Below are 19,330 nucleotides of genomic sequence, written 5' to 3'. Positions count from 1 at the left end.
GCCCGGCCGGGCGCGCCGTCCGCAGAAAGCATGAGCGGATCAGGATCAGTGGTAGGTGGCCGCGTCAGTCCACTGGCCCAGCGGCGCGCGGGCCTGCACGGTCAGGCCGTCCAGAACGTTCACGCGCAGCCCGGCTGGCGGGAGCAGCACGCCCTGCTCGCCGGTCAGGCGGCACCCGCCGGGGCAGCCGGTCAGGCGCATGAACGTCGTGCCGGTGGGGTCGGTCGCCTCGATGATCAGCACCTCGCCCTGCGTGGTAACCCGCACGAGGTGGTCATCCAGGACGTGCAGGGCCGGACCGGTCGGGTCGGGCTGGGTGGGCGCGGAGACGGGCGGAAGCACCCCAATCTGAGCGGCCGTGGGAGCGGGGGCGGCGCCGCAGGCCGCGAGCAGCGCGGCGCTCAGGGCGAGCACGATGGTCTGTCTGAACACACTTCTGAATACCCGCCGTTCATGAGGGCGCCTTGACCGGCCATTCATGAGGTGCGGCGGGGCTGCGCGACTCAGGGAACACTTGCCCCGCCCCGCAGCGCGTACCATGACCCGCTAGCGCGCCATGACCCAGACTGCCCCTTCCCACCTGACGGCCCCCGGCCCCACCACCGACCCCCGCCTCTTCCAGACGATCGTGAAGGGGGTGGGGCAGGCCATCGGCGACTACCGCATGATCGAAGGCGGCGACCGCGTGATGGTCTGCCTGTCCGGCGGGAAGGACAGCTACACGCTGCTGGACGTGCTGCTGCACCTCCAGAAGAAAGCCCCGATTGACTTCGAGATCATCGCGGTGAACCTCGACCAGGGCCAGCCGGGCTTCCCGAAGGACGTCCTGCCCCGCTACCTGCAAGGGCTGGGCGTGCGCTTTGACATCCTGACCGAGGACACGTACAGCGTCGTCAAGCAGAAGACGCCGGAGGGCAAAACCACCTGCGCGCTGTGCAGCCGCCTGCGCCGCGGCATCCTGTACGCCCACGCCCGCAAGATCGGCGCGACGAAGATCGCGCTGGGCCACCACCGCGACGACATCCTGGAAACGCTGTTCATGAACCTGTTCTTCGGCGCGCGCCTGAAAGCCATGCCACCCAAACTCCAGAGTGACGACGGCACGAACGTCGTGATCCGCCCCCTGGCGTACGTCGCGGAGGCCGACATCATCCGCTACGCGCAGGCACGCGAATTCCCGATCATTCCCTGCAACCTCTGCGGCAGCCAGGAGAACCTCCAGCGCAGGGTGGTCGGCGAGATGCTCGAAGGCTGGGAACGGGAACACCCAGGCCGCCTGACGAACATCGCGCGCGCCCTGACCCGCGTCACGCCCAGCCACCTGATGGACCGCGACCTGTTCGACTTCGCATCCCTGAGCGTCACGCCCGCCGAGGGCGACCGCGGCTTCGACCCGGACGAGTACCCGCAGCGCGAGTTCCTGAGCGGCGTGCAGGAACTGGACATGCTGGGCTGAGGGATTCCCCTGAAGCAGGGGCGGGTAGGCTGCCGGGGTGCGTCCCCACCTGCCCGCCCCGCTGCGGTTCCTGGCCTTCGATTTCGACGGCACGCTGACGGATTTCGTCGCGGCGGATATTCACGCGCTGGACACGCTGCGGCACGCGGCCTGCCCGGACGTGCCGCAGGCGGCGTTCGAGGAATGGGCAGTGGACGAGATCATGGCCTTCCACGCGCGGGTGGAGGCTGGGGTGGCCGCCCCGCTGCGGCAGGATGCCGAGCGGCTGGAGCGCACGCTTGCGGCGTACGGGGTGGCTCTGACCGGCGCGCACCTGGGCCTCTACACGCGGGCGCTGGTGGACGCGACCCGGCCCGTGCCTGGCGCGGCGGACCTGCTGCGGGACCTGCGGGCGGCCGGGGTGCGGCTGGCGCTGCTGTCGAACGCGTACGACGGCCCGGCCCAGCGGGCGCGGGTGCGGGCCTGCTTCCCGGATGACCCCTTTGAGGTGGTGATCATCGCCGGTGAGGTGGGGGCGCTGAAACCCGATCCTCTCCCCTTCCGGGTGCTGCTGGACGCCCTGGACCTCCCGGCCCATTCCGGCGCGTACGTGGGGGACAGTCCGGAGCATGACGTGTGCGGGGCGGTCGCGGCGGGCCTCCGCGCGTGGCATGTCCACCCGCACCCGCGCGTGCGGGCACGGGCGCTGGCGGGCGGGGCGGCGCTCAGCGTGGCGACGCTGGCTGAGTTGCCCTGTGCTGCTGCTGCGCCGTCATGAGCCGTGGGGGATCAGGGCGGTGCCCACCCCCAGCGCGAGGTACACCCCGCCGGAGACCTTCTGTTGCCGCCGGGCGAACAACCGGCTCCCCTGCCACCGCCGCCCCAGGCTGCCCGCCAGCAGCGCGTAGCTGCCGTCACTGAGCGTGGCGAGCGCCAGGAACACCAGGCCCAGCGTGAGGGTCTGCGCCCACACGGGCCCGTGCCCGGGGTGCACGAACTGCGGCAGGAACGCCAGGAAGAACAGCGCGGTCTTGGGGTTCAGGGCGTTCACGACCGCGCCCTGCCGGAAGATCTGCCCCAGCGGCTGCGCGGGCGGCGTGGTCACCGTCAGGGTGGCCGGCGCTGGGGCGCGCAGGGTTCGCAGGCCCAGCACGATCAGGTACGCGGCGCCCACCCACTTCAGGACGCTGAACAGCAGCGCCGAGGACAGCACCAGTGCAGACACACCCAGCGTGGCGGCCAGCACATGGACCAGCCCGCCGGTCTGCACGCCCAGCGCGGACACCAGCCCGGCGCGCCGCCCCTGGTGCAGGCTGCGCGCCACGATGTACAGCACGCTGGGTCCGGGAATCAGGATCAGGGCCAGCGCGGCGGCACTGAAGGCCAGCAGGGTGGGCAGGTCAGGCATGACCGAGCATACCCGGGCGGGCTGCCCCCACCCGCGCGTTACGGAGCCGCGTGCCGCAGGTGCGCCTCCAGGAAGGCGTACAGGTCCGCCTGCTCCTCGATGATCAGGTCCGTGGGTTTCCCCGCGCCGTGCCCCGCCTGCGTCTGAATGCGCAGCAGGATCGGGGCCGGACCCCCCTGCGCGTGCTGCAACGCCGCGCCGAACTTGAAGGAGTGCGCGGGCACCACGCGGTCGTCGTGGTCGCCGGTGGTGATCAGGGTGGGCGGGTACGCGGTGCCGGGGCGCAGAGTGTGCAGCGGCGAGTACGCCAGCAGGGTGGGCAGCAGCTGCGGGTCGTCGCTGCGGCCGTAATCGCTGGCCCACGCCCACCCGATCGTGAACTGGTGGTAGCGCAGCATGTCCAGCACGCCCACCTGCGGCACGGCCGCGCCGAACAGGTCCGGGCGCTGCGTGAGGCACGCGCCGACCAGCAGGCCGCCGTTGCTGCCGCCCTGGATGCCCAGGTGCGTCGGGGACGTCCAGCCCTGCGCGATCAGGTGCTCGGCGCACGCGATGAAGTCGTCGAACACGTTCTGTTTGCGGTGCAGGGTGCCCGCCTGGTGCCACGCCTGGCCGTACTCGCCGCCGCCGCGCAGGTTCGCCTGCACGTAGATCCCGCCGCGTTCCAGCCACGCGACCCGCCCGGCGTTGAAGGCGGGCGTGAGGCTGATGTTGAAGCCGCCGTACCCGTACAGCAGGGTCGGGTGCGTACCAGTGCGGGGCAGGCCGCGCCGGGCCACGATGAACAGGGGCACGCGCGTGCCGTCGCGGCTGACGGCGAAGTCCTGCGTGACCTCGAAGTCCTCCGGGTTGAAGGTCAGGGCCTCCGCGGCCAGCGGTTCGGGCGTCCCGCCGGGCAGCTGCACCCGGTACGGCTGGTTGGGGTGCAGGAACGACGTGAACCCGTAGAACACCTCCGGGGAGGAGGCGTGCGTGCTGAGGCTCAGGGTGCCCAGGGTGGGCAGCGGCACCTCGCGCTGCGGCGTGCCGTCCCGGCCGTGCAGGTGCAGGCGGTGACTGGCGTCTTTCAGGGTCAGGGTCAGCAGCCCGCCTGGGACGACGTGCACCTCCTCCAGCTTGTCGGGGCCTTCGGGGATCACGGTGCGGCGGTCGCCGCCCAGCGTCCACGCGATCACCTGTCCGCGCGGAGCGTCCTCGTCGGTGTGGACGAACAGCGTGTCGCCGTCGCTGCCGCTGACGCTGTACATGGCGCGGAACTCGGCAACCAGTTCCGTGAACGCGCCCGCCTCGTCCAGCGGGCGGATCCACAGCAGGTTGCGCGGGTCGGTGCCGTTCCAGACCTGCACGATCAGGAAGCGGGCGTCCTCGGTCACGCGCGCGTGGTAGCCCCAGGTCGGCTGATCCGGCCGGACGATCACCGGCTCGTCCTGCGCCTGCGGCTCACCCAGGCGGTGGAACATCAGCCGCTGGTGACTGTTCGCGGCCGTCAGGGCCCCGCCGGGCGCAGGCGCGTCGTAGGCGCTGTAGTAGAAACCGTGGCCGTCCGGATGCCAGGCGGCGCTGCTGAACTTGCTCCAGTGCAGCTCATCCGGCCGGTCCTGGCGCGACGCAATGTCCCGCACCCGCCAGGTCAGCCAGTCGCTGCCGCCACTCTGCGTGGCGTACGCCAGGTGCTGCCCGTCCCGGCTGACGCTGACCTCGGCCATGGCGACCGTGCCGTCCGCACTCAGGGCGTTCGGGTCCAGCAGGGTCTCCCACGGGCCGTGCGGGTCCGGCGCGACCTGCAGCAGCGGCTGGTTCAGCAGGCCCGGGTTGAACATCCGGAAGTACCGTTCGCCGCGCGCCCACGGCACGCCGGGCCGCACGTGGTTCCAAAGCGACGACAGCCGCTCATGGTACGCGTCCCGGGCGGGCAGGGCGCCCAGATGCGCCTGCGCGTGGGCGCTCTGCGCCTGCACCCACGCGCGGGTGTCGGGGTGGTCGGGGTCCTCCAGCCAGCGGTACGGGTCGGCCACGACCACGGCCTCTCCCTGCGCGTTCAGGTACGTGTCGGTCTGGGCGTCCCGGCGGGTCACCGGGACGGACGGCGGGGCAGTGTGGGTCACACGGGCATTGTGCCGCACCGGCCCGGGCCCATGCGGGCTACCCGGCCTGCGCGTAGGCGTGCTCGGCCTCGCGGGTGTACTCGTCGGCTTCCGCGTGGCGGTACGCGGCGCGGGCGTGCTGGGCGGCCTGTTCGAACTGCGGCGCGGCCTCGCGCGCGGCCCCGCCGGCCTGCCAGTGCCGCGCGATCCGCGCGGGCGGCGCGCCGTGCCGGGTCAGGGTGCGGGCCGCGGCGCGGTGCAGCAGGCGCCGCACCGCGCCGGGTGTGGCGGCCAGCACGGCGTCCGCGACCAGGTCATGCTCGAAGGCCGCGCCGCGCATCACCTGCGCCGCCTGGAGTTCCTCCCAGGCGTCCAGCGTGGCCAGCAGCGGCGCGCCCAGCACCTGCGCGACCAGGTCCACGTCAAAGTCGCTGCGCAGCACGGCGGCCGCGCGGGCCGCGTGCAGCGCCGCCGGGGACAGCCGCGCCAGGCGGGTCTCGGTGACCCGGCCCGCCGATTCCGGCAGGGGCAGCGGGCCGGGCAGGCTGGGCGCGGCGTGCAGGCTGCGGGCCGTTTCCAGCAGCAGCAGCGGATTCCCACCGGTGTAACGGCCCAGCTCGCTCGCCAGGGTGCCGGTGGCGTCGGGCAGGTCCAGAGCGCCCACCAGGGCCTGCACCGCCTCGCCGGGCAGCGGACCCAGCGGAATGATGCGGATCAGGCCGCTGTCCACCATGGCCTGCATGACCGCCTGCTGCTGGGCGCCCAGCTGCGCGGGGCGGGCGCAGTGAATGGTGCGGTAGGGCGCGCTGGGCTGTCCCCAGCCCAGCTGCGCGAACACGAACGCGCCCGCCTCGATGCTGGCGTCATCCATGAACTGCACGTCATCGAACACGAGGTGGCGCAGGCCCGCCTCGCGGATCGCCAGGCCCAGCGCCTCTGCCTTTGCCTGCCAGAAGCGGACTTTGCGCGCCTCGTCCGTGATGGGCTCGGGCGCGCCGCCCAGGGACGGCATGATCCGGGTCAGCTCGGCGCGCACCCAGTCGGGCAGCGGCAGGTCCGGGAAGGCACTCAGCACCTGCCGGTACGTGCGGGCGTGCGTGGCGTACGGCAGGCCCGCGTCCCCCAGGCAGCCCTGGAAGCGCATGCCGCCCCCGTGCGCGTCCAGGAAGTCCAGGGCCAGGCGGGTCTTGCCCACCCCGGCTTCCCCCAGCAGCACGACGCCCTGCCCGGCGTTCCAGGCGTCCTGCATCTGCGCCCATTCAGCCTCGCGGCCCACCAGGGGTGGGCGGGCCATGCCGCTGGGCAGGTCCGCGCCGGGCGCGGGGGACGCCTGGGCGGCGCTGAGCGTCCCGCGCGTGATGTCGCGCGCCAGCGCCTGCGTCTCGGGCAGGGGCGCCTGGTTCAGCGTGGCCTGCAACTGCGCCCGGCCGGTCTCGAAGACCTCCAGGGCGCGCGCGGCGTGGCCCAGCAGGTAGTGCAGGCGCATCTCGCGCCGCAGGGCGTCCTCGGACAGGGGGTCCAGGGCGCGCAGCTGTGCGACGGTGTCCAGCGCGGCCGTCCAGTCGCCCGCGTCCTCCTGCCGCTGCGCCTGCTCGCGCCAGCGGGCGGCGCGTTCCGCGTCGAGGCGACTTCGGCGGGCCAGCAGCCAGTCGTGCAGTTCCGGCAGCTCCGGCCAGTCCACGCCGCCCAGCAGCTCGCCCTGATCGGTCAGGTCCACGCGCAGCTGCGCGCTCAGGCTCAGAACGTCCCCGGCCTGCACGAGGTCCGCGCCGTACGCGGCCTGCATGCGCCGCAGCTGATGCACCAGGTTGTTGCGGGCCGTGCTCTCCTGCGTGTCGGGCCACAGCAGGCCCGCCAGTTCACTGCGGGCGGTGGGGCCGTCCAGGGCCAGGAAGGCCAGGATCGCCAGGGACTTGCCCGAGCAGCGCTGGGGCGCGCCGGACGGGTCGCGCAGGACCGGCGGGCCGGTCAGGGTCAGCTGCCACGCGTCGCTTTGCACGCCTCATGCTACGGCAGGTCCGGTGCGGGAGGTCCCTCAAGCTGCGCGGCCAGCCGGGCCGCGGCCCGGGCCTCGTCAGGTCGCCCTGCGGCCTCGGCGTGCGCGGCGGCCCGGCGCCACCACCCGGCCGCCTGCGCCGCGTCCCCGGCGGCCTGCCAGTGTCGCGCGACGCGCTCCGGGTGCGCGCCGTGCCGGGCGAGGGTGCGGGCGCAGGCGCGGTGCAGCGGGCCGCGCGCCGCGTCCGGCAGGTCCGCCAGGACCGCCTCGCGCAGCAGGTCGTGACTGAAGGCCTCCCCCACCATGATCTGTGCGCGCTCCAGTTCCTCCCAGGCGTCCGCCAGGTCCGGCAGGGTCAGGCCCAGCACTTCCGAGAGGAGTTCCAGCGTGAACTGGTCCCCCAGCGCCGCCGCGCCGCGCGCCACCTGCGCCGCGCCGGGCGACAGCCGCGCCAGCCGACCGGCCAGCAGGCGGTCCAGGCCCACAGGTGCCACGGGGTCAGGCGTGAACTGACCGCCCTGGAACGCGGCCCGCAGCGCTTCCAGCAGGAACTGAAGGTTTCCGCCCGTGCGGGCGTGCAGCGCCCCGGCCAGTTCCGGCGGGGCGTCCAGCGAGCTCAGGAGGGCGTGCGTGCCCGCCAGGTCCAGCCCGTCCAGGTCGACCCGGGCGGCCAGTCCGGCCTGCACCAGCCCGTCAATGCGGGCCTGCGCGTGCGCGCTGAGACTGCCGCGCCGGTACGTGATCAGGTGACGCGGCACCTCGCCCGGGTCCCCGGCCGGGGCCTGCGTCAGGAAGAACGTGCCGAGTTCCACGGTCGCCGGGTCGTAGTACTGCACGTCGTCCGTGATCACGGCCGCGTAGCCGGGCGCGGTCAGCCGCACCAGTTCCAGGTGCGCCAGGTAGTACTGGAGCCGCGCGGCTTCCGACTGGATGGGCGGTGGGGGCGGACCGGCCCACAGTTCGGGCAGCAGGCGTGACAGTTCCCGCCGCACCCAGTCGGGTAGCGGCACGCCGGGGTTCGCCGCGAGGCGCGCGCGGGCATTGTGGGTGGCGGCGGCGAACGGCACGTCCTGCGCGCCCGCACGGCCCGGCAGGAACAGCGCCCGGCCCTTGCTGGCCGCGAATTCCTGCGCGAGGCGGGTCTTGCCCACCCCCGCCTCGCCGGTCAGGTAGATGGTGCGCCGCGCCGCCCACGCGGACTCCAGATGCGCCCACGCGGCCTCCCGGCCCACCAGCACCGGGGGGCGCAGCACGCCCAGCGGGAGCGCCCCCGCAGCGGGCGCCTGACCGGGCAGCGGCTCGCCGCGCCGGATCTGCCCAGCCAGCGCCAGCGTCGCCGTGTCGGGCGGCAGGTTCAGTTCCCGGCGCAGCTGCTCCCGGACCCGCGTGAACACCGCCAGCGCGGCCGGACGGTCCCCGCTGAGGTAGTGCAGGCGCATCACCTGCCGCGCCGCCTCGCCGGACAGCGGATCGAGGTCCAGCCAGGCCAGCGCGGCCCGCAGCGCGCCGGGCAGGTCGCCCGCGTGCTCCGCGCGCTGCGCGGCGGCTGTCAGGCGGGCCAGGCGCAGCGCGTCCAGCGTCCCTCGCTGCGCGCCCAGCCAGTCGTCCAGGTCCGGCAGGTCGTCGAGTGCCACCCCGGCCAGCAGCTCGCCGGGCGGCACCGGTGCGTCTGGGCGCAGCGCGTCGCGGGCGTCCACCGGCAGCGCTTCATGCAGGCTGAGGGTCTCCTGCCCGGTGATCAGGCCGGGCTGCGCGTGGCGGGCCAGGCGGCGCAGCAGGTGCACCAGGTTGTTGCGGGCGCTGCTGCCCGGCGTGCCCGGCCATAGCAGGTGCACCAGCCGGGCGCGGCTGGTGGGGCCCTCCAGGCTCAGGTACGCCAGCAGCGCCGCCGTCTTGCGTTCCGGCCGCACGGTCACGCCGCCGGGCCCGTGCAGGGCGGGCGGGCCGAGCAGCGTCAGGGCCCAGGGGAGCACCTCGGTCATGGGTGCACCGAGTCTACCAGGGCTCCCCTGGGCGGGCTTCAGTCGCCGGCGGGCGCCACCTGTTCCGTGCGGCTGGGCAGACGGGTCGCCACCACACCCGCCAGGAGGGTCAGGCTGCCTGCCACCGTCAGCAGCGCGACCGGCCCCACCCGGGCGCCCACCAGGGCCGCGCCGCCCGCAGCGATCACGCCGACCAGGGCGTTCGTGGTACCCAGCGCCCCGTACACCCGGCCCCGGTACGCGTCCGGCGTGGCCAGCTGCACCAGCGTGGAGGTCGCCACGTTCGCCACGACCATGGGCAGGCCCATGAGCGCCACGCCCACGAACATCAGCGGCAGGGACGCCTGGGTGTACGTCAACAGCATCAGCGCGCCGACCAGGACGGTGCCGCCCACGATCAGCCGCCGCAGCGGGAAGCGCTCGACCGCCCACGCGGCGCTCAGGCCGCCCAGCAGGGTGCTGGCGCCCATCACGCTGCTCAGTAGCCCCACCTGGGTCGCGTCGGCGCGCAGCACGCCCTGCACGAAGGGCATGTACGCCGGGTCGACCAGCGTGCCGCCCAGACTGGTCAGGCCCAGCACGGCCATCAGGCTCAGGATGACCGGGTGGCCGGCGATCACGCGCAGGCCCGCGCGCCACTCGGCCGCCAGGGCGCGCCACGAGCCCAGCAGCGAGTCCGGCGGGCCGTCCGGACGCGGCGCCGCGGTGGGGACCGGGCGGGGCAGGCGCGTGAAGCACAGGGCCGCCAGGACGAAGCTGAGAGCGTCAAACACCACCACACCCGCCACGCCCGACCGGGCGACCAGCAGGCCCCCCAGCGGCGGGCCCAGCAGGCGCGCGACCGTCGTGCCGACCGACAGGGTGGCGTTGGCGCGCCCCAGGCGGCCCGCGCCCACCAGGGTGGGCAGCAGCGCCGCCCCGGCGGGCAGGGCCAGCAGGCTGAGGGTCAGTTCGGTGAACATCACGGCGTACGCCACCCACAGCCACCCGGGCCGCGTGGCGAGCAGCAGGGCCAGCACCACCACGCCCTGCAGCAGCTGACTGATGATCAGCACCCGCCGCCGGTCCCAGCGGTCCGCGAGCACCCCCGCGAACGACCCGAACAGCAGGCCCGGCAGGTACCCGGACAGCGCCAGCAGCGCCGTGGCGGTCACCGAGCCGGTCTCACGGAACACGTAATAGCCCAGCGCGAGGCCTAGGGCGCGGTCCCCGACCTGCGTGATCACCTGGCCCAGCCACAGGGGAACGAAGGCGGGAGCGTTCAGCATGTGCGCTTCTCCATGCCGGGCAGCGTGGCCCTTACCCTGGTGAACATGACACCGTCCGATTCACCCAGCTCCGGCGGGTGGCAGCGGCTGGAGGACCCGGCCGCGGCGCGGGTCCTGGCCGACGCGTACACCCGGCAGTTCTTCGAGCCGTTCATCTACCGCGAGCGGCGCGTCTCGGACGTCGCGCGGGACCTGGGCGTGTCCACGAACGCCATGCTGTACCGCGTGCGGCAGTTCCAGCGGCTGGGCCTGCTGGAGGTGACGCGCACCGAACCCCGCGCGGGCCGCGCTGTGCACCACTACCGCGCGACCTCCCCGCGGTACTTCGTGCCGTTCGCGGTGACGGACGCCGCGTCCGTGCAGGCGCTGTACGAGGCGTCGCTGGACAACACGCGCCGCTCGGTGCTGGACGCCCTGACCCGCGCCTGGAGTGAACTGGCCGACGATCCCCGCTGGTTCGGGCTGTACACCTCCGGCACCGAGCGCGGCCTGGACACGCACGTGCTGCTGCCGTTCCCGCCCGGACAGCCGCAGGCCAGCGGGTCCGGCGGGCTGCTCGACGCCCTGCTGGGCGACCCGTACCCCGCCATCTGGGACAACACCACCACCCTGACCCTGCGCCCCGAGGACGCCAAGGCGCTGCAACGGGAACTGCGTGACCTGCACGCCCGCTACCGCGCCCGCAGCACCCCGGACGGCGCCGCCCACCTGCTGCGCCTGACCCTGATCCCCACCCGGCCGGAGTGACGCAGATCACCTGAGGCTCGCGGCCTGGCGCTGGACCGGGCCAGCCACCCAGGTGATCCTAAAGCCCGTCCCGCCCGGCATGGCTGGCGGGTGACACCCCTTCAGAGCGGGCGCAGGGCGCGCCGCACGCCGAGCAGCGCGGACACCAGTGCCAGCGCGCCCAGCGCGGCGGACACGGGCGGCGGCCAGCCACTGCCCACGCCGTACAGCGCGCCGAGCAGCAGGAGCAGCGTGCGCGGCAGCGGGTGAAGCAGCGCCAGGAGCAGCGCGCGTACGGTCAGGTCAATCAGGGCGTCCATGCCCGCACGCTAGGCGCGGGGGCGTGATCCGCGCGTGACAGTCCAGGCCGGGCTCGCCGGTCCGCGCGCCATCCGTCAGCCACGCTTCCCCGGGCAGGATGACGGCACGTTCGCCCCACGCTGGGGCACCCGGAGGTCCTCTCATGAACCGATCCCTGCCTGTCACCACCCTGCTCGCCCTGAGTCTGCTGCTGGGCGCCTGTTCCTCCACCCAGGCTGGCTCCACGCCGCCCAGCCAGGGCGGGGGCGGTCCGGTCAGCCAGACCCCCTACACCATGACCGGCGTCGTGCGCAACGCCGCCGGGCAGCCGGTCCCCGGCGCGGAGGTCTGGGCGGACAACACGCTGTACTACAACATGAACGCGCTGGGCACCACCGACGCGCAGGGCCGCTACAGCGTCCCGCTGCCCAGGGACACGCCGGGCACGTGGCGCGCCGGGGGACATTTCAAGGTGAAGTACGCCGGCGACTGGTACAACCTGACGCTGGAACCCGACAGTGACGCGGCCTTCGCCACTGACACCGGCGCGGTGCGGAACTTCACGCTGAAGATCTCCGGTGAGGTGCCGGGCGGCGGCGAGTACGGCGGCAAGCTGTACCCGTACTTCGGCGGGGAGACCGACTTCGACATGAGTCAGGTCGAGTTCACGCTGACGCCCGACGGGCCGCTCATCGACGGCAGTGCTGGGCAGGTCCTGACCCGCCACCTGACTGACGAGACCATGGTGCGGGACATTCCCCTGGGTCGGTACGTCATGACGGCCCGGTACGTGCCGCAGGGCGGTCCGGCCCAGCCCATGCAGCTGATGGGCCGCGCCGAGAGCACCTACGCCACGAGCACCACCATCACGTTCCACGAGACCCCCTCGTACGGCCTGTTCGCGGACCTCACCGTCCGCCTGGCGCCCTGAACCGGGCGGCCGCGCCTTCAGTCCCTCTGTCATTCCCAGGAGTCCACCCATGAACGTTCAGCTGTCCACGCTTGCTTCCGCTGCCCTGCTTGTCCTCGTCACCGCCTGCGGCGGACCGCAGCCCGCTCCTCAGCCCTCGCCCTCGCCGGACCCGGCGCCGGGCGGCAGCGTGCCCGCGCAGGTGCAGGGCGAGTGGCAGGCCGGTGAGGCCTCCCCGATCGGCTACTACGATCCCTCGACCGGCGCGTGGCAGGGCGCGACCGGCAGCAGCTTCATCATGAAGGTCTACGCAAACGGCACGTACGCCTACACGGGCCTGCTGGCCGTGGGCAGCGGCTCCTGCCAGAGCCGGATCCTGAGCACCGAGCGGGGCACTGCCGCCTTCAGCGGGGACCTCATGACGTTCACGCCGCTGGAGGGGGAGGTGCAGTCCACCGTCTGCGGCGGCCCCGTCCAGCACGCCCCGGTGACGCCCACCGTGCGCCGCTGGGCGCTGAGCGTCGACGACTACGGCAAGGAGGCCCTGTTCACGCAGTTGCAGGACACGCCGGGCACCACGGCCTTCTACCGCACGGACCGCCCGGGTCAGACCTTCCCGAAAATCGGGATCAGTGGCCGCGTGAACGCACCGGAGGGCCGCAGCGCCGCGGGCACGCTGGTGGTCGCCTGCTACGCCGAGGACCCGAACTGCGCGAGCCCCGCCACGAAGATCCAGCCGGTCACGGTCAGCGGCACCTTCAGCTTCCCGGCGCTGGAGGACCGCCCGTACACGCTGAACGCCATTCAGGACACTAACGGGAACGGCAAGGTGGACAGTGGCGATCTGGTGGACGTCTACAGCACCACCGACGCCCCCGGTCCGCGCCCCAGCATTCGGCCCCCCACGCAGAACGTCAGCGTGGACCTCGTGAACGTGAACTGAGCACCTGAAGGCTGGTGCAGCCAGCCGACCGGTCCCGCATGGCAGGCATGCACGGGTCCTGACACCCGCATGAAGCCTCTGAATCAGCCGTTCAGCCAGACACCAGAGCCAGAGCAGACCGCCGGACCCCTCTGTGAGGTCCGGCGGTCTGCTCGTCAGTGGTCAGGGCGTCTCGGTGTACGCCCCCAGGCGGCGGAAGCGGGCGGCCCGGTCGGTTTTCAGGGTCGTGGCGTCCTGCGCGGCCAGTTCGCGCAGGTGCCGGGTCACGGCCTCGCCAACCGCGCGGGCGGCCTCGTCGGTGTTCAGGTGGGCGCCGCCGGCGGGTTCGGGAATGACTTCCTCCACGATGCCCAGCGCGAGCAGGTCAGGGGCGGTCAGGCGCAGCGCCTCGGCCGCCAGGGGCGCCTTGCTGGCGTCCTTCCAGATGATGCTCGCGGCGCCCTCGGGGGAGATCACGGAGTACCAGGCGTTCTCCTGGATCAGCACGCGGTTGCCCACCCCGATAGCGAGCGCGCCGCCCGAGCCGCCCTCGCCGATCACGACGTTCACGACCGGCACGCGCAGGTTCAGCATGCGGCGGATGCTCTCGGCAATCGCCCAGCCCTGCCCGCGCTCCTCGGCTTCCAGGCCCGGGTACGCGCCCTGGGTGTCCACGAGGGCCACGACGGGCAGACCGAACTTCTCGGCCAGGTCCATCAGGCGCACAGCCTTGCGGTAGCCCTCGGGGTTGGCGCTGCCGAAGCGGCGTTTGATCTTGCTTTTCGTGTCACGGCCCTTTTGCTGCAGCAGCAGCATGACGGGCACACCCTGCCAGCGGGCGGGCCCGCCGATCAGGGCGGGGTCGTCGCCGTAGCGGCGGTCGCCGTGCAGTTCGGTGAATTCGGTGCAGAGGCGGTCCACGTAGTCCAGCGCGGTGGGGCGGCCCTGCGCGCGGGCCAGTTGCACGCGCTCCCAGCGGCTGGGGGCGGCCTTGGGCTGCTGGGCGCGCAGGCGCTCGACCTCGGCGCGCAGGGGGTTCAGGGCCGCGTCGAGGTTCTGCCCGGTCTTCTGCGCGGTGACTTCCAGGTCGTGCACGCGCGCCTCGAGTTCTTTCAGGGTGTCGATGCTGGCGGTCAAGCGCTTTCCTCCCGGTGGGTCAGCAGGCCCAGCAGGGACGCCAGGTACGCGCGCTGCTCGCGGCGGTCCACGACGGCGTCCACCATGCCGTGCTCCAGCAGGAACTCGGCGCGCTGGAAGCCTTCGGGCAGGCTCTGGCGGATGGTCTGCTGGATGACGCGCGGACCTGCGAAGCCGATCAGCGCGCCGGGCTCGGCGACGATCACGTCGGCGATGGTGGCGAAGCTGGCGGTCACGCCCCCGGTGGTGGGGTCAGTCAGGACGCTCACGTACGGTAGCCCCCGGTCCGCGAGGGTTTCGAGCGCGACGGTGGTCTTGGCCATCTGCATCAGGGACAGCGCACTTTCCTGCATGCGGGCGCCGCCACTGGCGGTCACGATGACCAGGGGCGTGCCGTGCTCGGCAGCGTGCTCGGCGGCGCGGGCGATCTCCTCACCCACGACGCTGCCCATGCTGCCGCCACTGAACGCGAAGTCCATGACGGCCAGTGTGACCGGCACATCCAGGATGGTGCCGGTGCCGGTCAGGATCGCGTCGGGACGCCCGGTTTTCTTCTGGGCGCGGCGCAGGCGGTCGGTGTAGGCCTCGGTGTCCTGGAAGTTCAGGGCGTCGGTGGGCTGCACGCGGCCTGACAGCTGCCGGAAGCTGCCTTCGTCCAGCAGGACCTGCACGCGTTGCGCGGCGTCCAGCCGGATGTGATGCCCGCACTTGGGGCACACGTAGGCGTTCGCTTCCAGGTCGCGGTTGTACACCCCTTCCTTGCAGGCGGGGCACTGGGTCCACAGGTCTGGCACGTCCGCGCCCGGCTGCAGCTGCGGGCGGCGACGGCGGAAAAAACGGTCAAGGGCCATGCGGTGTACTCCTCCGACCGGCATTCTAGGGGGCGCGGCCTGCCTGAGTTGCACCGGGTGCAACGAGTGTCCAGCGGCGCCTGCCCCGGCCCGGCTCAACCCAGCTTACGTTTCAGGTAGTCGTCCAGCTGCGCCAGCTGCACGTTCAGGTCCCGCTGCATGGCGTCCACGCGCGCGTGCAGGGCCGCCACCTCCGCCCCGTCCGTACCCTGACCCAGCACCCGGAAGCGCTCGTCCAGATGCGTCTGAAGCTGCGCGAAGCGGCTGCCCTCCTGCTGGTCGAGGCTCAGGCGCAGGGCCTCCATGTCACGCAGCAGCTTCGCGCTGTCCGCCTGAGCACGCAGGCCCGTCAGACCCGCCCAGAAGTAGAACAGAAGCGCCAGCAGGGCCGCCACGATCAGCAGGATCAGCCCCATGGGCACACCCGAGTACGTCACGAAGCCCAGGCTCAGGGTGTGGGGGAACATCAGCGCGTTGGTGTTCAGCACTGCGAACAGGCCCAGCAGCACCAGCACCACGATCAGCACGACGGTTCTCATCCGTTTAGGGTACCCGGGCCCGGCGCGCAGCCGTCTTAGGGGAACGTTGACGCTGCGGGCGGAGCTGACCCCGGCGGGCGCACCCTCACGCTCCGGGGGGACCCCCTCGTGCGCCCCCCACGCAGGCCGTATGCTGGACGCGTGTCACTTGTCGTCATGGTCACCCTCCCCCCTGAGCGGGCCCTTGACCTGGCCCGCACCCTGGTCGCCGAGCACCTTGCCGGGTGCGTGAACATCATTCCGGGTCTGCAAAGCGTGTACCGCTGGCAGGGCGAAGTCGCCGAGGATCCCGAGAGCCTGCTGCTGATCAAGACCAGCGGTGAGCAGTACCCGGACCTCGAGGCTCGAATCAAGGCCGTGCACCCCTACGAGGTGCCCGAGATCATCGCCCTACAGTACGACCGCGCCCTGCCGGAATTCCAGGCGTGGCTGCGCGACGCCCTCACCCCACCCCAGCGCTGAACACAGCCGCCCCTCCACATGGAAGGGGCGGCTGCGGTGACGACCTTACTGGAACTTGCTCAGGGTGACGCTCACGTCCTTGAGGATGAAGCCCATGGTGCAGCCGGCAAGGCCGTTGTCGCTGGCACTGATGGTCGCCGTGACGCTGACAGTGTTCTTGCCGCCCGTGGTGAGGATCGAGAAGAACTTCTTGGCGGTCTCCACGTCCGCACTCACATTCAGTTTCGTGTCGGACACGCCGTACGCGGCTTTCCCGGCACTTTCAGACGACTTGGTCAGCGTGAACTGCGCTGCCGCGTTCGCGGTGAAGCTCGCGCTGGCCGCCGCGTCACTGGCGTCCACCTTCACGTCGCGGACCGTCACGGTGAAGGTCTGCGGTTTCACGCAGGCCCCAGTCACGTCGATCTGGCTGAAGCCAGTCTTGAAGTCCAGGCCGCCGGGCTTGATGCCAAACGGCAGGTCCGGAATCTGGATGTCGTCGAAGGGGGCGCCGGCCGTGCTGTAACTGACCGTGCCGCGCACCGACTCGATCATCAGAGGAGACGACGCCACGAGCTGCTTGCCTTCCAGCCCGGCCGGGTTACTGATGGTCTGGGTGGGAATGGCCGCGCCCACGATCTTGCTGCAGCTGGCGAGGAACACGCTCAGGGCAACGAGGGACAACGTAGTGAACTTCTTCATGGGACTCCTTAACTCTCGTGAGGGAATGACCGAGAGTCTATAAAGGCCCGCCGGAGACGGCTGGGGTGAAGTTCACAGCGAGGCTTCATACCGGCGCCTGTGCATGTACCGTCAGAGTTGTAACGTGCGCCGCAAAATACCGACACGGCGAAACACCCCGGACCAACATGCAGGGTGTCACGTGGTGGGCCCTGTAAGACTCGAACCCACGACCTGCGCTTCTGAAGGTTGGCCCGCCACGCGGCGAGCCACCGGCAGGAGTACGTCGTGAAGTGGCCGACGAGGGCGCGCCGTGAATGGAGTTCGAGCAGCTGACCGCGCCGTACCGGGTCGTGCGGTTTCCGGCGTGGGGCAGGAGATGCACGCGCAGGACGGGTGCAGAGGCATGAGCAGGCAGAGCAGTCGTAGGGGGTGATCACCGCGAGCGGGACGCCCTACGGATGAGCGTCATGCTCCGCAATCACCTGACGTGCGGAGCATCGGAGGCGCTGGAAGCCGGTGAAGTGAACTAGTCGCTGCGGAAGTAGACAGACCCTGCCAAAAGGAGAGGGGGACACCCATTCGGATGATGAACGCTGTCCCGGACGCGCTTTGACGAGGGTGGTCACTTTAACCCACCGGCGGGTCAGCTGCGAGATAACCTGCCGGTCATGTCAGAACGCGTTCAGCTGCTTCAGCGGGAAGCCAGCCGGGTGCGCGTAGCTCCAGGGATGACCTCCAGAATCTGATGCTTTCGGCAAGACAGATGGCTGATGGGCGCTGCGCTCCGAAGAGAGCAGTGATCAGTAGGATGACCGCATGAGCGACTTTCCCCTGACGGATCGTTTCCTGCACGCCCTGGAACGGGCGCACCGCTGGCATGCCGGGCAGTACCGCAAGGTGCCGATGGGCGAGACGGCGACCGTCCCTTATCTCTCGCACCTGCTGGGCGTTGCGTCCGTCGCCCTGGAATTTGGCGCGTCCGAGGATGAGGCCATCGCGGCACTGCTGCATGACGCGTTGGAGGACGGGCCAGAGAACATCCAGGCTGACGTGGCGCGCCGTGCGGAGACCCGGGAGGAACTCCGCCGCGTGATCCGGCAGGAGTTCGGTGAACAGGTTGAGGCGCTGGTGTCCGGCGCGACCGAGGAGACGGGGCTGATCGCGGGGAAGAAGGCACCCTGGTCTGAACGGAAAATGGCGTACCTGCGGAAACTGATTCGCACTGAAAAGCCTGAAAGTGCCGCTTCATTGCTGGTGAGTGCGTCTGACAAGCTGCACAATGCCCGCGCGATCCTCGCGGATGTCCTGGCGTTCGGGGACAGCCCAGAGAGTCGCGTGGCGTTCTTTGATCGCTTCAACGCCGAGCAGGAGGGCACGTTGCAGTACTACCGCCTGCTCGTCTGGGCGTACAACCGCGCGCCGGGGGGACACGGGCAGGTGCGGCTGCACGCCCTGTTTACCGAACTCGACCGGACTGTCACTGCGTTGGAGTTCGCCTGCGGCGTACATCAACGAGACGTGCTGAACTACAGGCCCCTCCGAGAGTTCAGCAGGCGCCACCTGGGTCCTGGCGAGTCCTGAGTGACCTGTACTGAAGCCGCAGTGGGGGCGCTGTTGGTGAATCACGACGCGGCGCTCACGGACAGGCCCGCAGCGCTGAAGGGCACGTCTCTCAGGGCTCGCCGTAATGAAGCGCCTCCTGGTGTGGAGAGTGCAGCAAAAAAAAGACCCCCTCATGCGGAGGGGGTTTTTCGTGGCGGGCCCTGTAGGACTTGAACCCACGACCTACGGTTTTGGAGGGCGCAGCGGCATCTCTAAGCGCTCCTGGACACAACTACACAGTTTTATTCGATGCCCGCCAGGACGCCGAAAAACTCCTTCCCGCGACTGGGTGCCCCTACCGGGTTCTGAGTGGTTTTTCAGCCCTACTACACTGCTACTACACCGGAACAGAACCCCGATAATCCCCTGCCAGTCAATGAAAAATGACGGTCCCACGAAATTTTTTACTCACAGGCCACCCCCTCTCTTTTCCGCCCGTTACGCAGCAGATCCATCGTGAGTGCCCCTCACTCTCATCCCCAACCGCCGCGCATTCTCCCAGACGTCAAAAATCCAGCCACAGCTGTAGCGGGGATGACCCCCTGACCTCATCCCCGTGGGGATGACTATGGCTTTCCTCCTTCGTACCTCTTCCAGAGCACCCTGCTGAAGGGCATCACCCCTTCTGACCATGACGCAAACGGGCTTCGCTGGGCCACTCACCCCGCGCCGGTTCCTACGCTGCGGCGTATGGAGCTTCCCCCACGCCACACCATTCCACAGCCCCAGAATCAGATCACAACGCCGCCACCGCCCGGACACGTGATCTGCTGCCTGAGCGAGCTCATGGGACGGCACCGCCTGACACAGACTGCACTGGCTCAGGCCAGTGGCCTCCGCCCTGCCACCATCAGCGCCCTGTACCACGACCGCACAGACGCAATCGCGAAGGGCACCCTGACGCGCCTCCTGGCTGGACTGCACCACCTGACGGGTGTGCCCTACCAGGTGGGGGACATCCTGCAAATTCGGCAGTGAATCAGAAGGCAGTGCGGTAGGTTGACATCAACTGATTCCTCCCTCTCGTTGATGCACCTGGAGTTCG

At 71.1% G+C, this 19,330-nt stretch carries 19 protein-coding genes; 8 read left to right on the top strand and 11 right to left on the bottom strand.

The window, feature by feature from the left end; translation table 11 throughout:
• Positions 1 to 45: 45 nt before the first annotated feature.
• Entirely contained in the window at positions 46 to 432 is a 387-nt protein-coding gene (locus IEY63_RS06390) for a hypothetical protein (protein WP_189068172.1), read from the bottom strand.
• A 124-nt stretch (positions 433 to 556) separates the two neighbouring features.
• Here IEY63_RS06390 and ttcA point away from each other — a divergent pair, with 124 nt between their 5' ends.
• Positions 557 to 1,456, top strand: coding sequence for a tRNA 2-thiocytidine(32) synthetase TtcA (gene ttcA, locus IEY63_RS06385; protein WP_189068171.1), 900 nt, complete (start codon positions 557 to 559; stop codon positions 1,454 to 1,456).
• A gap of 37 nt (positions 1,457 to 1,493) precedes the next feature.
• Entirely contained in the window at positions 1,494 to 2,213 is a 720-nt protein-coding gene (locus IEY63_RS06380; RefSeq protein ID WP_189068170.1) for an HAD family hydrolase, read from the top strand.
• Here IEY63_RS06380 and IEY63_RS06375 read toward each other — a convergent pair.
• Genes IEY63_RS06375 through IEY63_RS06355 form a run of 5 tightly spaced genes read right to left on the bottom strand, consistent with a single transcriptional unit; the run spans position 2,208 to position 10,173 of the window.
• Complete coding sequence (locus IEY63_RS06375; RefSeq protein ID WP_189068169.1) at positions 2,208 to 2,843, bottom strand: LysE family translocator; 636 nt, start codon at positions 2,841 to 2,843, stop codon at positions 2,208 to 2,210. The genes IEY63_RS06380 and IEY63_RS06375 overlap by 6 nt on opposite strands.
• 38 nt (positions 2,844 to 2,881) lie before the next feature.
• Positions 2,882 to 4,948 carry a prolyl oligopeptidase family serine peptidase gene (locus IEY63_RS06370; RefSeq protein ID WP_229784530.1) on the bottom strand — a complete coding sequence of 689 codons (2,067 nt, stop codon included), beginning with the start codon at positions 4,946 to 4,948 and terminating at the stop codon, positions 2,882 to 2,884.
• A 37-nt stretch (positions 4,949 to 4,985) separates the two neighbouring features.
• On the bottom strand, positions 4,986 to 6,926 hold the full coding sequence (locus tag IEY63_RS06365) for an ATP-binding protein (RefSeq protein WP_189068168.1): 1,941 nt from the start codon (positions 6,924 to 6,926) through the stop codon (positions 4,986 to 4,988).
• 8 nt (positions 6,927 to 6,934) lie between these two features.
• Positions 6,935 to 8,905 (bottom strand): ATP-binding protein, encoded by a 1,971-nt coding sequence (locus tag IEY63_RS06360; protein WP_189068167.1) that lies wholly within the window; start codon positions 8,903 to 8,905, stop codon positions 6,935 to 6,937.
• Between the two features lie 38 nt (positions 8,906 to 8,943).
• The gene (locus IEY63_RS06355; RefSeq protein ID WP_189068166.1) at positions 8,944 to 10,173 is read right to left on the bottom strand and encodes an MFS transporter; all 1,230 of its coding nucleotides are present in this window, start codon (positions 10,171 to 10,173) and stop codon (positions 8,944 to 8,946) included.
• Between the two features lie 45 nt (positions 10,174 to 10,218).
• Here IEY63_RS06355 and IEY63_RS06350 point away from each other — a divergent pair, with 45 nt between their 5' ends.
• Positions 10,219 to 10,920: a helix-turn-helix domain-containing protein gene (locus tag IEY63_RS06350; protein WP_229784529.1), complete on the top strand. Its 702-nt coding sequence runs from the start codon at positions 10,219 to 10,221 to the stop codon at positions 10,918 to 10,920.
• Positions 10,921 to 11,021: 101 nt separating this feature from the next.
• Here the strand turns inward: IEY63_RS06350 and IEY63_RS06345 are convergent, their stop codons facing one another.
• A complete protein-coding gene (locus IEY63_RS06345) occupies positions 11,022 to 11,219 on the bottom strand; it encodes a hypothetical protein (protein ID WP_189068165.1) in 198 nt (65 codons plus the stop codon).
• Between the two features lie 143 nt (positions 11,220 to 11,362).
• On the opposite strand from IEY63_RS06345, the gene IEY63_RS06340 reads away from it, so the two are divergent.
• Both IEY63_RS06340 and IEY63_RS06335 read left to right on the top strand, forming a co-directional pair.
• A complete protein-coding gene (locus IEY63_RS06340) occupies positions 11,363 to 12,130 on the top strand; it encodes a peptidase associated/transthyretin-like domain-containing protein (RefSeq protein WP_189068164.1) in 768 nt (255 codons plus the stop codon).
• 49 nt (positions 12,131 to 12,179) lie between these two features.
• Positions 12,180 to 13,052 carry a hypothetical protein gene (locus IEY63_RS06335; protein WP_189068163.1) on the top strand — a complete coding sequence of 291 codons (873 nt, stop codon included), beginning with the start codon at positions 12,180 to 12,182 and terminating at the stop codon, positions 13,050 to 13,052.
• Between the two features lie 162 nt (positions 13,053 to 13,214).
• Here the strand turns inward: IEY63_RS06335 and IEY63_RS06330 are convergent, their stop codons facing one another.
• The 3 genes from IEY63_RS06330 to IEY63_RS06320 all read right to left on the bottom strand — a co-directional run bounded on the left by IEY63_RS06330 (position 13,215) and on the right by IEY63_RS06320 (position 15,558).
• Positions 13,215 to 14,168, bottom strand: a complete 954-nt coding sequence (locus IEY63_RS06330; protein ID WP_189068162.1) for an acetyl-CoA carboxylase carboxyltransferase subunit alpha — start codon at positions 14,166 to 14,168, stop codon at positions 13,215 to 13,217.
• Positions 14,165 to 15,019, bottom strand: coding sequence for an acetyl-CoA carboxylase, carboxyltransferase subunit beta (gene accD, locus IEY63_RS06325; protein WP_189068161.1), 855 nt, complete (start codon positions 15,017 to 15,019; stop codon positions 14,165 to 14,167). The genes IEY63_RS06330 and accD overlap by 4 nt, the downstream gene beginning before the upstream one ends.
• Before the next feature lie 95 nt (positions 15,020 to 15,114).
• Positions 15,115 to 15,558: a LapA family protein gene (locus IEY63_RS06320; protein ID WP_189068160.1), complete on the bottom strand. Its 444-nt coding sequence runs from the start codon at positions 15,556 to 15,558 to the stop codon at positions 15,115 to 15,117.
• A gap of 141 nt (positions 15,559 to 15,699) precedes the next feature.
• Here IEY63_RS06320 and cutA point away from each other — a divergent pair, with 141 nt between their 5' ends.
• Complete coding sequence (cutA, locus tag IEY63_RS06315) at positions 15,700 to 16,020, top strand: divalent-cation tolerance protein CutA (protein WP_189068159.1); 321 nt, start codon at positions 15,700 to 15,702, stop codon at positions 16,018 to 16,020.
• A 45-nt stretch (positions 16,021 to 16,065) separates the two neighbouring features.
• Here cutA and IEY63_RS06310 read toward each other — a convergent pair whose 3' ends face one another.
• Positions 16,066 to 16,701: a hypothetical protein gene (locus IEY63_RS06310; protein ID WP_189068158.1), complete on the bottom strand. Its 636-nt coding sequence runs from the start codon at positions 16,699 to 16,701 to the stop codon at positions 16,066 to 16,068.
• A 798-nt stretch (positions 16,702 to 17,499) separates the two neighbouring features.
• On the opposite strand from IEY63_RS06310, the gene IEY63_RS06305 reads away from it, so the two are divergent.
• Complete coding sequence (locus tag IEY63_RS06305; protein WP_189068157.1) at positions 17,500 to 18,264, top strand: HD domain-containing protein; 765 nt, start codon at positions 17,500 to 17,502, stop codon at positions 18,262 to 18,264.
• A gap of 807 nt (positions 18,265 to 19,071) precedes the next feature.
• Positions 19,072 to 19,263 carry a helix-turn-helix domain-containing protein gene (locus tag IEY63_RS06300; protein ID WP_229784528.1) on the top strand — a complete coding sequence of 64 codons (192 nt, stop codon included), beginning with the start codon at positions 19,072 to 19,074 and terminating at the stop codon, positions 19,261 to 19,263.
• The last annotated feature ends 67 nt before the right edge of the window (positions 19,264 to 19,330 follow it).

This window comes from Deinococcus radiotolerans (genome assembly GCF_014647435.1).
Classification (GTDB): domain Bacteria; phylum Deinococcota; class Deinococci; order Deinococcales; family Deinococcaceae; genus Deinococcus; species Deinococcus radiotolerans.
The sequence above is the reverse complement of the archived record's forward strand: the minus strand, read 5'-3'. Positions and strand labels throughout refer to the sequence as shown.

What these genes read in the sequence shown, in the direction of transcription:
- IEY63_RS06340 (WP_189068164.1), top strand. Translation starts at nt 11,363, where the DNA reads ATGAACCGATCCCTGCCTGTCACCACCCTGCTCGCCCTGAGTCTGCTG.
- IEY63_RS06355 (WP_189068166.1), bottom strand. Translation starts at nt 10,173, where the DNA reads ATGCTGAACGCTCCCGCCTTCGTTCCCCTGTGGCTGGGCCAGGTGATC.
- IEY63_RS06310 (WP_189068158.1), bottom strand. Translation starts at nt 16,701, where the DNA reads ATGAAGAAGTTCACTACGTTGTCCCTCGTTGCCCTGAGCGTGTTCCTC.
- IEY63_RS06375 (WP_189068169.1), bottom strand. Translation starts at nt 2,843, where the DNA reads ATGCCTGACCTGCCCACCCTGCTGGCCTTCAGTGCCGCCGCGCTGGCC.
- IEY63_RS06300 (WP_229784528.1), top strand. Translation starts at nt 19,072, where the DNA reads ATGGGACGGCACCGCCTGACACAGACTGCACTGGCTCAGGCCAGTGGC.
- IEY63_RS06320 (WP_189068160.1), bottom strand. Translation starts at nt 15,558, where the DNA reads ATGAGAACCGTCGTGCTGATCGTGGTGCTGGTGCTGCTGGGCCTGTTC.
- IEY63_RS06345 (WP_189068165.1), bottom strand. Translation starts at nt 11,219, where the DNA reads ATGGACGCCCTGATTGACCTGACCGTACGCGCGCTGCTCCTGGCGCTG.
- accD (WP_189068161.1), bottom strand. Translation starts at nt 15,019, where the DNA reads ATGGCCCTTGACCGTTTTTTCCGCCGTCGCCGCCCGCAGCTGCAGCCG.
- ttcA (WP_189068171.1), top strand. Translation starts at nt 557, where the DNA reads ATGACCCAGACTGCCCCTTCCCACCTGACGGCCCCCGGCCCCACCACC.
- IEY63_RS06350 (WP_229784529.1), top strand. Translation starts at nt 10,219, where the DNA reads ATGACACCGTCCGATTCACCCAGCTCCGGCGGGTGGCAGCGGCTGGAG.
- IEY63_RS06335 (WP_189068163.1), top strand. Translation starts at nt 12,180, where the DNA reads ATGAACGTTCAGCTGTCCACGCTTGCTTCCGCTGCCCTGCTTGTCCTC.
- IEY63_RS06360 (WP_189068167.1), bottom strand. Translation starts at nt 8,905, where the DNA reads ATGACCGAGGTGCTCCCCTGGGCCCTGACGCTGCTCGGCCCGCCCGCC.
- IEY63_RS06305 (WP_189068157.1), top strand. Translation starts at nt 17,500, where the DNA reads ATGAGCGACTTTCCCCTGACGGATCGTTTCCTGCACGCCCTGGAACGG.